Below are 12473 nucleotides of genomic sequence, written 5' to 3' on the forward strand. Positions count from 1 at the left end.
GGAAGGCGGATAGCCGTCAATGTCCTTCTGCCCGTGATCCGGTGCGCCCCAGATCATCTTCTGCTATCCGGATGACCGGCTTGCCCGCACCGTGCTGGGAATCGAAGGCAGCGACAGCTTCGGAGAGAGGCCCCACGCTTGTTGCAGGTGGCCGCAGACGACCGTCACGGACCCGGCGCTCGAGGCGGACCAGGCACTCACGATCGGATTCGACGACGAAGAATATCGCCCGTCCCTGCTCGGGCATCACCCGAGGGGGCTCCGCGATGGTGACGAGGACACCACCGGGACGCACCAGTTTCGCTGAACGGTCGAGTGTTTCGCCGCCGATGACATCGAGCACCACGTCGACCTCGTCGAGATCTTCGAGCCTGTGCCGATCCAGATCCACGAAAGCGTGGGCGCCGAGACCGAGAACCGTGTCACCGTGCCGAGCACGACCGGTGCCGATGACCCGGGCGCCCGCCTCGAGCGCCAGTTGCACTGCCATCGAACCGACCGCGCCGGCCGCACCATGGATCAGTACGGTCTGACCCGTGGCGAGTCGCCCGTGATCGAACAGCGCCTGCCACGCGGTGAGCCCGGAGATCGGCAGGGCGGCGGCCACGGTGTGATCGACTCCGCTAGACAGCGGCGCCAGGTTTCGGGCCTCGACCGCGACGTACTCCGCGAGCGTACCGTTACGGGTCCAGTCGGCGACCCCGAACACGCGCTGACCGATTGTCAGACCGGTCGTGCCATAACCCAATTCAGCGACGACTCCGGAGACTTCGTGTCCGGGAATGGATGGTGCCCGGTCGCGCCCCGCACGGTCGGACCAGGTGCCGGGCCAGTCGAGCTCACCGGGTGTGAAGCTCGCGGCGTGAACGCGGACGATGACGTCGTTCTCTGCCGCATGAGGGTACGGAACTTCCGCCACCGACAGTCCACTGACACCGGATTTGTGGTCGGACGCGATGACCGCTTGCATGAAAACCTCACTTCGTTTCGTTTCGATTGCGCGACGTGTCGTCGCGGCGGTGCTCAGCCCTGGTGCTGACGTGCGCTGGGGTGGCGCAGATAGTCGCGGGCAATGATCTCTTCCGGTTCGAGCATGGTGATCATGTCCACGTCGGGAGCGCAGATGCACACGGCGACGAACCGGCTCCAAGCCTGTGGATCGGGATTGGAGACCTGGTAGTGCACGACGTCACCGCCGGGTTCCCAGAATGCCTCGCCCGCAGCAATCAGCCTGGGTTCTTCGCCTTCCAGCTCGAAGAAGATGCTGCCCTCCAGTACGTAACCGAACACCGGTCCGGAGTGGCGATGCGGCGCGAGTCCAGGGTCGGCCGGTGGGAGTTCGACGAGTTGTGTCATCGCGTGCGAACCCTCGGGAATCGCGGGCGGGGTGGCGCAGAGAAGATCGGTGACCTTGACGTTTCCGGCATTCAGCATGCTCTGAGGCTAGTACGGTAGCGAGCCGCCGCATGGGCCACTTGCACACCGAATTCGGGGTCCACTCACGGGAGTTGCCGAACCAATGCCTCCACGGCGGCAGGCCATGCGCTCTGCGCCGGCGCGGCGAAGCCGACGACCAGACCGTCGCGATCGACGTCGACTTCGGGATGGCGGTAGAGCGCGAGGCCCTCGACAGCGAGATTCCGCCACGCCGGTTCTTGCGCGGCGGCGCTCTCGTTGCCGCCGGCCAGGTGCAGCAGCACGTGCAGGCCCGCAGGCAGACCGGTCACGCGATTGGCAGGCGACGACCGGCCGACCGCGCCGACGAGTTGCTCCCGCCGGCGGCGGTACTGCGCGCGCATCGCGCGAATGTGCTTGTCGTAGGACCCGGTTCGGATGAACTCGGCCATCGCCAGCTGGTCCACGAAACCGCAGGTGGCCTCGGTCTCGCCCTTCTGGCGGGCCACCGTCTCGACGAGCCGGTCGGGAAGGACCAGCCAGCCGAGCCGAAGGCCCGGGGCAAGGGACTTGCTCGCGGTGCCCATGTACACCACCCGTTCCGGGTCGACACCCTGAAGCGCGCCGACGGGGCTGCGGTCATAGCGGAATTCCCCGTCGTAGTCGTCCTCGATGATCACACCGCCGGTTCTGCGTGCCCAGTCGACGACGGCCGCGCGCCGGTCGGAGCGCAGCGGTACGCCGGTCGGGAACTGGTGTGACGGGGTGAGCAGCACGCCGCCCACCTCCTGCATGCCGTCGAGCGCGGCGACGTCGGCGCCACCGGCGTCGACGGCCAGCGGCGGATAGTGCAACCCTGCCGTGCGCAGTGCTTCGCGGTGCGTCGGCAACCCGTAGGACTCGACCGCCAGGGAGGCAACCCCGGCACCGGCCAGCGCGCGGGCCAACAGCGTCAGCCCCTCGGCGGCACCGCAGCAGACGATGATGTTGTCGGGCCTGCAGACGACGCCGCGGGCCCGCGCGAGGTACTCGGCAAGCGCCAGGCGCAGTTCGGGACGGCCGTACGGGTCCGCGTAACCGAACGCCTCGGACGGGACCGTGTGGAGCGCCTGCTTGACGGCGCGACTCCACTGCCCGCGCGGGAATGACGACAGGTCGGGCTGGCCCGGTCGCAGATCGTGGTCCGGGCGGCGCGCCGGCAGCCTCCGCACGCGAAACCCTTCGGCCCGCACGGCCCCCGCGGCACGGCGGGACACCGTCGTGCCGGAGCCGTGTTGTGACGTCAGCCAACCTTCCTCTACGAGTTCCGAGTACGCCCGCGCTACCGTGTTCCGCGCGATGCCCAGGTCCGCGGCGAACGCGCGACTCGACGGCAGCCGAGTGCCCGGGGGAAGCCGGCCCGACCGGATGGCGTCACGCAGAGCGTCCATCACGCTGTCGCGGACCCGGCCGGCGGGCCGCTCGAGGTGCAGATCCAACCCGGCCCTCGGGGCCGGTGGTGAATCGGTGTCCGTGGTGTCGGCGGACACCCCTTCGTCGGCGCTCAGCACATCCTCCAGTTGACGGGAAGACCTGACCAGGAGCTTACGCCGGTGCGGGCATCGCGCCGCGGATGAAGGGTCAATGCAACAACGACGAGGGTGGCACACCGTAGCGCTGCCGAAACGCGGCGGCGAACCGGCCGAAATGAGTGAACCCCCATTTCAGCGCAACGTCGGTCACCGAACGGGCCGAGCCCGAGGCGAGTTCGGCTCGGACGCCGGCAAGGCGGATCTCGGTCAGGCATTCGCGGGGAGTCTTGCCGAGGTAGATGCGAAAGCCCTCCTGCAGGCGCCGTACGCTGACCCCGGCTACGTCGGCCATGTCCGCCGCGGTCCACAGCCGGTCGGGCTCGGCGTTGATGGCATCGATCACGCGAGTGACGATCCGTGGTCGGACAGCGTGGCGATCGTCGGTCTCGTCCGGGACGGCAGCGAGCAGGAATCCATCGGTGAGCGATGCCGCCAGTCCTTGTGCCACATGCGGATTGGCCAGCAGCGCGTCATCGACGGGCTGATCGACAATGCTGCTCAGCAGTCGAAACCAGCTGGCAGCAGCGGGCCTGCTCAAATCGATCTGATCGGGGATCACCGCGTCGGCTCGGCCTGTCACGCGCCACAACTCGCGTTGGACGAAGTCCCGATCGATCTTGACGCCGAGAATCGTGCAGGCACCGGGCCACCGCGTGATATCGGCCGGCGTGTCAGCGGGGTTGACCGTGGCGAAGCCCGGGGCGGACACGACGAGCCGCCCCCTGATCCGGGTCTCGAGTTCGCCGTGAAGCGGGATGTTGATGCCGACGGCGCCGGGATGCTCACTGTGAACGGCAACATCAGCGCCCCAATTGATTCGGACAATGTGCAGCGGGCCGAGGTGCAGGGCCGACACCCCGGGCGACGCGGCAGGGCCGGAAGCGACCAGGGGCATGAGCTCATGCGGAAAATAGGCGTCGGATACGGCATGGGACGCCGCATCCCAATCGGGGTGCCGTATGCCACCCCCGGGGTGCTCGCCGCCTGACTGGGTGCCGGAAAAGCTCTCGCGCAATGTAATCGACCTCGGGTTAACGGATCGCCACGCGACGTGTCCGTGCCTATCTTCTATCACACTCGGTGCAGAACCAGAAGGGAGCGCGGACAGGACAGTGCGACGCGGACCCCGGCTCGGCGGGGTACGGGCGACGCCGTCTTCGAACAAAGTTTCGGCATTCCGACGTCGCTCCGCCCGGGGTTGCGATAGTCTGACTGCGTCTGTCGCAATGTGGAGGTGTCGTGTCGAAGGCGAGAACTCGCAGCGGCAACGTTCCGTCTACCGCGACCAGCTTCGTCGGTCGGCGTCAGCAGCGCAAGGAGATCCGCGACCGCTTGGCGAGCGGACGGCTGGTGAGCTTGATCGGGCCGGGCGGAGTCGGCAAGACCCGATTGGCGTTGCAAGTCGCCGACGAGATGAACCACCTTGTCGAAGACGGTGTGTATTTCGTCGAATTGGCGTCCGTCTCGGACGGAGGCGACGTTCCGGCTGCAGTCATTCACACACTGGGAATTGTCGATCAGTCGAATCGTGACGCCACAGCGAAGCTGATCGAATATCTTCGCGATCGCGAGATACTGCTCATCCTCGACAATTGCGAACACGTACTCCCCGGGTCCGTCGCACTGGTCAGCGAAATTCTGCGATATGCGCCGTCGACGCGAATTCTTGTCACTACCCGCACGTCGCTGATGGTGACCGAAGAATTCCTTTATCCAGTGCCTCCACTCACCATTCCCGATGACGCGGCGCCGGTCAGCGTTGAATCCTTGCCGCAATTCGAGTCGATCCGACTACTCCAAGAACGTGCAGAGGCCGCCTCCCCCGGCTTCGTCCTCGACGAGCACAATGCTGCCGCAGCGGCGCGTTTGTGTATTCAGCTGGAGGGAATTCCGCTCGCAATCGAGCTCGCGGTCGCCCGAATGCGCATTCTTTCGCTCGACCAGATCCTGGAACGACTGCCGGACCGATTCGGGTTGCTCACAATGGGAAGTCGATCGGCCGCACCGCGCCAACAGACCCTCCGATCGCTCGTCGATTGGAGTTTTGCACTCTGCACGGAACCGGAACGTCATCTGTGGGCACGCCTCTCCGTTTTCGCAGGCAGTTTCGACCTGACGTCGGCCGAAGGCGTGTGCGGCGACGGAAACGCCGAGGGCGGCCACCCGAAGACAACCACGCTCGATCTCCTGAGTTCCCTGGTGAATCAGTCCGTCCTCGGCGTCGAGGACCAAGAATCGACGATGCGCTTCCGGATGCTGGAAACCATCCGGGCGTACGGCGCAGAGATACTCGCGCTGACGGGAGACTCCGAGAGATTCCGCAGCCGCCACCGTCAGTACTTTCTCGACGTGGTCACAGACCTGGAACGTTCCTGGTGCGGGCCCGGCCAAGCCGCCTCGGCCAAGTGGATGCGCGTCGAGCGGGAAAATCTCCGAGCCGCGCTGGACACCGCCGCCCCGGGCGACAACTATCAACTCGAGTTGATCGCCGGACTGCGATACCGCTGGTACGCCGATGGATACATTGCCGAGGGTCGCAGGTGGGCGGATGAAGCGCTCGACGCACCCGACGGTGACCGGGCGCCCACGCCGGCCCGGGCAAAAGCGCTCTGGGTCGCTGCCAGGGTGTGCCTTCTCCAAGGCGACCACGAGGCGGCCGCACTGCGCCTCGACGAATGCGAAGCAGCGGCGACGCAGCTTCACCTTGCTGATGCGGCTGCCCACTGCCTCGGGCTGCGGGGACTCGCCGCACAGCTTCGCGGCGACCTTGCCGAGGCCGAGAGCTATCTCGAGCTCGCGCTGCGAGAGTTGGCCGACGTCGGCGAGACCGCCGAATGGCTGATGGCGTCGTTCGAGTACGCCGTCGCACTTTCCCTCGACGGTCGCAGCGCGGAGGCATCGGCCGTCAGCACGTCGGCGCTGGCCGTATGCCGGCAGCGCGGTGAACGATGGGCGCGCTCGTACCTGAAGTGGAGCCAAGGCCTCGACCACTGGCTGCAAGGCGACTTCACGGCGGCACATGCGACCGCGCTCGACGCGCTTCGTGATCACCGCGTCTTCGATCCGTCCCTGGGCACCGCCCTGATGACCGAGCTTCTGGCCTGGATAGCGAGATCAACCGGTCAGTTCGAGCACGCGGCACAACTGATCGGGGCCTCTCGAAGCCTGTGGCGACGCACCGGTACGGAATTGGTGGCATTCGGGCCGAAACTCACGGGCTATAACTCCGCCTGCCGCGGTCTGCTCGAGCAGGCCATGGCACCCCGGGCGCTGTCGACAGCTCTACAGGCCGGCTCAAAGCGGTCCCCGACGGGAATCATCGCCTATGCATTGGCGGAACAGGTCGTCGATTCGATTCCCGAGGATGAACCACCCGCGCTCACCAGTCGGCAGCAAGAGATCGCAGCCTTGATAGCGAAAGGGCTGACCAGCCCACAGATCGCGGCGGCTCTGGTGATCTCCGTGCGCACCGTGGAGAGCCACATCGAGAACATCATGACGCGCCTCGGGTTCGTCTCACGCAGCCAGATCGCCTCGTGGTACATCGGACAGTCCCGCTGACCGGACCACGAACTCGCAGGTCAGAACCGCTTCGCCGCGTTTGCTACTGAACGCACCCGGTACGCACATCCGCAACTTCCGTACCCCCTACCGTGATCTGCCCCATGTGCGTGATCGCACGGTGCGGCAGATTACAACGGGCCACACGTTGTGACCTATCCCATGCGAATAGCCCGACAGTGCGGCCGATCACAACGGGTCAATCGACCACGCGCGAGTCCAACGCGTCGCCGACGTGGCTCGGTGCAACACAGTCCACGCCGGGGCATCCGGCCGAAATTCGAAGGAGTCCCCATGGCATCGCAGTTCGAGGCCCGACACTCCGGCCAGCAGCCTCGGCGAGCGGACACCGAGAATCAGGCACGCGAGGACCTCGCGATGGAAATCAAGGCCAAGACGCCGATCACCGACACCGTCACGCAACTGACCCTCGTCCGCGCCGACGGTCGAGACCTCCCCGACTGGACGCCGGGTTCACACATCGACGTCGTACTCGGACCGGACATGGTCCGGCAGTACTCCCTGTGCGGGGAACCCAGTGACCGTCGTTCGTGGCAGGTGAGCGTCCTGTACCAACCCGACGGCCGAGGCGGCTCCACACGCCTCCATCACGAGTTGCGCGAAGGCGAAAGCATCACCGTCCGTGGGCCACGCAACAACTTTCGCCTCGTCGACGCACCCCGGTATCTGTTCATTGCCGGAGGAATCGGAATCACCCCGTTCCTCCCCATGATCACGTCGGTCGATCGAGCGGGAGCCGAATGGTCCTTGATCTATGGAGGCCGTAGTCGACGCAACATGGCATTCGCAGACGACCTGACACAGGCTCACCACGACCGCGTGACCTTGGTTCCGGCAGACATCCACGGGCGCATCGATCTCGCTCACATCCTCGCGGGTGTCACTCCCGATACCGCGGTATACGTGTGCGGACCGGAGAGTCTGCTGTGTGCTGTGGAGGCGATGGGCGCCGAGCTCGACAATATCGGCGACATTCACCTGGAGCGGTTCACTCCGAAGACTCCAACGGACGCGCCCGTCCTCGATGAATTCGAAGTCGAATTCGTGCGGAGCGGTATCACCGTCTCGGTCGGATCGGATCAATCAATTCTCGACGTCGCACGGTCCGCCGGCATACCCGCACCATTCTCCTGCTCCGAGGGAACGTGCGGGACCTGCGAAACAAATATCGTGTCGGGCCTGGCCGATCATCGTGATTCAGTTCTCAGCCCCGCAGAGCAGGAAGAAAACAGCACCTTGATGATCTGCATCAGTAGGGCCGCGTGTCCAAAGATAAAACTCGACCTCTGACAGCCCACCGAAGAGAGGAAAACAATGACTGGATGCCCGGTCGCTCATACCGCCGCTGGATTCTCGTTCTTCGACCGCGAATATCAGGAGAATCCGGGAGCCGCGCTGGCGTGGGCTCGCGAGAGCCAACCGGTGTTCTACAACGACGACTCGGACTACTGGGTCGTCACGCGGCACGAAGACGTGAAATCGGTCTTCAGCCAATTCAATCAGTTCTCTGCGGCCATCACCCTGACGCCGGTCACCCCTCCCTCCGAGGAGGCGGGCGCGCAGCTCGGCAAGTACAACTTCGCGCCCTGCCCCGTCCTCGCGGATTCCGACCCGCCCATGCATCGGCAGTACCGCCGGCTGAACGCTCCGGCATTCATGCCAGACCGGATCGACCCTCTTACTCCCTACATTCGGGACACGACGAACGCCTACATCGATCAATTCGTCGATCGGGGTCATGCCGATCTTGTCGCCGATATGCTCTGGGACATACCCTGTTTGGTCGCTCTGCAGTTCTTGGGGATTCCCGAGGAGGACGTCGACACCGTACGCAAGCTGGCCACGTCCATGACCGAATTCGTGTGGGGACGGCCTACTCCCGAGGAGCAGATCCGTGCCGCCGACGGATTGGGCCAGTTCTGGGAGATGGGTGAGCGCGTCATCGGGAAGCTCAAGGAACTCGACGATCCACCGGGGTGGTTGGGCCACGCGATCACGATGCAGCGCGAGCACCCGGGCGTCATCTCCGACACGTGGCTGCAGACGAACGTCATGGGCGGCGCGATGGCGGCCCACGAGACCACGACCAATGCCACCGCGAACGCGGTCGTCACTCTGTTGAGGAACCGCGACCAGTGGGATCGCCTGTGTGCGGACCCATCTCTGATCCCCGCGGCGGTCGAGGAGTGCCTGCGACTCAACCCGTCGGTGGCCGCCTGGCGCCGAGTCGCGAAGCAAGACGTGCAGGTCGGCGACGTGACGATTCCCGCGGGAGGAAAGATCCTCATGGTGATCGCGTCGGCGAACCAGGACGGCTCCGTGTTCGACGATCCCGAACGATTCGACATCGACCGAGACGCCAAGGCACACATCGCATTCGGCGCGGGAACGCACATATGCCTGGGTAACCATCTCGCCCGACTGGAGATGGTCATCTATCTGGAGGAACTGACGCGACGCCTGCCCCACATGACTCTCGACCACCAGGAGTTCCACTACGTTCCGAACACCTCGTTTCGGGGCCCGGAGTCGCTGCACGTCAGTTGGGACGTCGAGAAGAACCCGATCCTCACCTGAGCGGCGCCTCGCGCGCCGAGCGCTCTCGAGTACTCCCGAACGCTACGAACGGAGAAAGCACGCATGACCACCAACTCCATCGACTTCTCTGATACCAGGACCTGGCCGCCACTGGACGGACTCGCGCCAGGATTCGACGGCAACAAAGCCGTCAGGTCGAGCAGTGTGGCCGGCCGCGACATCGTGTTCACCAACTCCCACGGCAGCCGGGTGTCGCATCGTTTCGGCACGGCCACCGTCGAATGGAGCTACGAGCCCGGGCCCGGCGACCCGCACCCAGTCGTCTCCGGAACGGACGACTACGAGGCCTTCGACGTCGCAGAAGGGTTGGTGTACACACAATTCCATCATCGTGACGACGTGCCGAATACAGCAGTCAGCCTCGTCCTCGACTTCGACCACGGACGCAGCCTGGCCATCGTGAGCACGATCGGAGATCCGGCCGAAGGCCGGACCCGGGTGCAGCACAACTTCCTGCAGGGCCGCATCGAGGGACTGGAGACGCGCGGACCGGAACCGGCACCCACGACCGCACTCCTGGGTCGGCGAGTGTTGTGGACCTACAGCGACGATCACAGCTACGAGCACGTCTACCTCGGACCGCACTCGTACACGTGGCACTGCCTGGCCGGGCCCGCGGCCGGCCTTGCGGACACCGACGAGTGCACGACCTATCAACTACGCCCCGGAATCTACGTCTTTGCCTCGCGGGAAAAGGTGACCCCCTGCGCGTCGGTCACCATTGCCGATCACCGCGACATCACGTCTCTGCGATCGTACGGAGCCCTCTTCGGACTGGACGAGACAGGTGAGCTGCCGACGCACTTCACCTTCGGCGCAGTAGGCGAGCTACTCAGTCACACCCTACGAACCACTCACTCCTGAAAGGACACGCCCATGTTGGCAAAAGGAAACGTCAAGGTCACCGACCTGCTCTGCGCCACCCCGCCCGCCATTCCCGAGGGTTCGCACGCGATGACACAACTCGTCGAACTCCCACCGGCCGACCCCGGACTCGCGCCGCATCGCCACTCCGGACCGGTGTTCGGTTACGTACTGGAGGGCAGCATCTTCTTCGAGCTGGAAGGCGAAGAACCCAGGCTGATTGCTGCAGGCGAGGCATTCTGGGAACCCGGCGGTGACGTCGTGCACTACCAGGTCTCCAATCCCGATCCACAGGCCTGGAGCCGGTTCGTCGCCGTGTGCATCTGCGCTCCCGACGTGGACATGATCACCATGCTCGAACCGGAAGAGATCATTGCCCGCGATCATCTGCGCCACCCCAGCGCACGTCAGCACCAGGGCTGAGCGCGGCTGCGACCCCACGTCGCGCAATCGAAACGAAATGAGGATTCATGTCAATACTGTCGCGACGGGCGGTGGCCGACATCATTGCCCGCCGGTTCGCCGCCAAGATCAACTCTGCGATCCACCCCGCCGGCGAACCCCGGTTCCCTGAAATCACCATTCGCACAACTGACGTCAGCATCGAGACGCGCCACGGTCCGGTCGCTGCGACCATCTATCCCCCGCAGTCGCCGACAGGCAACCCCGGGGTTTATGTGAATGCTCACGGTGGCGGCTTCGTGGTGGGACACCGCGAACAGGACGACGCCTGGTGCCGCTTCCTTGCCGCCCACGCCAATGTCTATGTGCTCAACACGGATTACGCGTTGGCGCCGCACAAGCGGTTTCCCACGCCCGCCGAGCAGTTCTACGACGTAGTTCAGTGGGCATCAGCGCCGGAACGTGACTGGGACGGCACGCGGTTGTGCGTCGGCGGCCAGAGCGCAGGAGGCAATCTGTCAGCAGCCGTGTCGCGGATGTCGCTGGAAAACGACGGCCCCGCCATCTCGTTGCAGATTCTGCACTACCCGCCGCTCGACATCGTGACGCCTCCCTCCCACAAGCCATCACCGCTGGGCTCGAAAGCCGTCCTGCAGCCCTGGTTGTGTGAGGTGTTCGACACCGCCTACACGCCCGATCGCGCGCAGCGTAGCCACCGGTTCGTCTCGCCGGCATGGGGAGACAACGCCAACGGCATCGCAGGTATCGCACCGGCATTGGTCATAACCGCAGAGTTCGACCGACTGCGCAATGAAGCCAAGCGATACGCGGACAGGCTCGAGGCGGTCGGCGCGCTCGCCGAATACGTCGAGGTGCGCGGTGTCGACCACGGTTACGACATCATGACCGACGAGACCGAGATAACACGGCGGATGTACGAGGTGATCGTCGCTCACGTCAACCGGGCGATCGACTGAAACATTCTGTCCCACAACCGTTCGACAACCTACTCAAAAGGAACATTATGAGCAGCGTAAATATCGGCAAGCAGCACCCGACCGTCTACAAGGGCCTGGTGAAGCTCGACGCGGAAGTGAAGTCCGCTCTGGACCTGGCGGGCGTGGATCCGCTCCTGGTGGAGTTGGTGAAGATCCGCGTCTCCCAGCTGAACGGCTGCGCCTTCTGCCTTCGCATGCACACCCGCGACTCTCTGGCCAAGGGAGAGAAGGCAGATCGGCTCGCGGTTGTCGCGGCGTGGTGGGAGGCGCAGTACTTCAGCGACCAGGAGCGTGCCGCGTTCGCCCTCGCCGAACAGGTCACCGGTCTCGCCGTTCCGGAACGGCGCACCTGGGACGACGGCTCCCTCACAGAGGACCAGGTGTCCGCGATCACCTGGCTCGCGATCGTGATGAACGCCTGGAACCGGGTTGCCATCACCAGCCACTACCCAGTGGCGCCGTAGAGCGTGCATTCTGCCGGTCGCTGAGTGTGACGATGTTCGATATCCCAGTCGCGTACGCGGCGATGTTCGTCGGAGCGGTCGGGGCCCTCGTCCCGATGTGGCGGGCGCACGGAACGGACTGCCGGGTACGGATCGGGCACGGTGCAATGGCGGTGTCCATGGTCGCGATGATGATCCCCGGGGTGCCGACGGGGATTCACCTGCTCGGGGGTGCCGTCCTCATCGCGCTCGCCGTGTTCGTCACCGGCGAGACCATGCACCGCCGGACCGCGATTCCCTGCGCGGTCGATCTCACGGCGATGGGGGTCCTGCTGCTCCTGGCCCCGACGTCCGCTCCCGCCCCGGCGGCGTCGGCGCCGGGGCCGGGGCCGGGGCAGGCACCCTCCGGCCACCATCACGGTGGCGCAGGAATCTCGACGGGCTGGCTTCCCCTCGTCGTGCTCGTGTGCTGGGCGCTGCTGACCCTGCACCTCTTCCGCTCCACCCCGCGCCGCGAGCGCCGTTCCGGCGTCAAGACCGCGGCGGCGGGTTCCGCACTGATGATCCTGGGCATGGCTCCGATGGCCGTCTGACACCACAGAGGGGTCCCGAGCAGAGTC

The 12473-nt window shown here is 65.3% G+C and carries 12 protein-coding genes; 8 read left to right on the forward strand and 4 right to left on the reverse strand.

Annotated features, from left to right (window positions below):
• Positions 1–16 precede the first annotated feature (16 nt).
• The 4 genes from JWS14_RS09150 to JWS14_RS09165 form a co-directional block, all read right to left on the reverse strand.
• Positions 17–970, reverse strand: coding sequence for an NADP-dependent oxidoreductase (locus JWS14_RS09150; protein ID WP_206012951.1), 954 nt, complete (start codon positions 968–970; stop codon positions 17–19).
• A 53-nt stretch (positions 971–1023) separates the two neighbouring features.
• Positions 1024–1434, reverse strand: coding sequence for a cupin domain-containing protein (locus JWS14_RS09155; protein ID WP_206012952.1), 411 nt, complete (start codon positions 1432–1434; stop codon positions 1024–1026).
• 65 nt (positions 1435–1499) lie between these two features.
• Positions 1500–2924, reverse strand: coding sequence for a MocR-like pyridoxine biosynthesis transcription factor PdxR (pdxR, locus tag JWS14_RS09160; RefSeq protein ID WP_241031660.1), 1425 nt, complete (start codon positions 2922–2924; stop codon positions 1500–1502).
• 91 nt (positions 2925–3015) lie between these two features.
• Positions 3016–3927 carry an AraC family transcriptional regulator gene (locus tag JWS14_RS09165; protein ID WP_241031661.1) on the reverse strand — a complete coding sequence of 304 codons (912 nt, stop codon included), beginning with the start codon at positions 3925–3927 and terminating at the stop codon, positions 3016–3018.
• Between the two features lie 278 nt (positions 3928–4205).
• Between JWS14_RS09165 and JWS14_RS09170 the strand changes: the two genes are divergently transcribed.
• The 8 genes from JWS14_RS09170 (at position 4206) to JWS14_RS09205 (ending at position 12446) form a co-directional block, all read left to right on the forward strand.
• Positions 4206–6527 carry an ATP-binding protein gene (locus tag JWS14_RS09170; protein WP_206012953.1) on the forward strand — a complete coding sequence of 774 codons (2322 nt, stop codon included), beginning with the start codon at positions 4206–4208 and terminating at the stop codon, positions 6525–6527.
• 294 nt (positions 6528–6821) lie between these two features.
• Positions 6822–7838, forward strand: coding sequence for a PDR/VanB family oxidoreductase (locus JWS14_RS09175; protein ID WP_206012954.1), 1017 nt, complete (start codon positions 6822–6824; stop codon positions 7836–7838).
• Between the two features lie 24 nt (positions 7839–7862).
• Positions 7863–9125 (forward strand): cytochrome P450, encoded by a 1263-nt coding sequence (locus JWS14_RS09180; RefSeq protein ID WP_206012956.1) that lies wholly within the window; start codon positions 7863–7865, stop codon positions 9123–9125.
• Positions 9126–9188: 63 nt separating this feature from the next.
• Positions 9189–10010 (forward strand): MoaF C-terminal domain-containing protein, encoded by an 822-nt coding sequence (locus tag JWS14_RS09185; protein ID WP_206012958.1) that lies wholly within the window; start codon positions 9189–9191, stop codon positions 10008–10010.
• Between the two features lie 12 nt (positions 10011–10022).
• Entirely contained in the window at positions 10023–10433 is a 411-nt protein-coding gene (locus JWS14_RS09190; RefSeq protein WP_206012959.1) for a cupin domain-containing protein, read from the forward strand.
• Positions 10434–10480: 47 nt separating this feature from the next.
• Positions 10481–11389: an alpha/beta hydrolase gene (locus JWS14_RS09195; RefSeq protein ID WP_206012961.1), complete on the forward strand. Its 909-nt coding sequence runs from the start codon at positions 10481–10483 to the stop codon at positions 11387–11389.
• 47 nt (positions 11390–11436) lie between these two features.
• Positions 11437–11874, forward strand: a complete 438-nt coding sequence (locus JWS14_RS09200; protein WP_072944023.1) for a carboxymuconolactone decarboxylase family protein — start codon at positions 11437–11439, stop codon at positions 11872–11874.
• 32 nt (positions 11875–11906) lie between these two features.
• On the forward strand, positions 11907–12446 hold the full coding sequence (locus tag JWS14_RS09205) for a DUF5134 domain-containing protein (protein WP_095865896.1): 540 nt from the start codon (positions 11907–11909) through the stop codon (positions 12444–12446).
• The last annotated feature ends 27 nt before the right edge of the window (positions 12447–12473 follow it).

It is taken from the genome of Rhodococcus koreensis (assembly GCF_017068375.1).
GTDB lineage: Bacteria > Actinomycetota > Actinomycetes > Mycobacteriales > Mycobacteriaceae > Rhodococcus_F > Rhodococcus_F koreensis.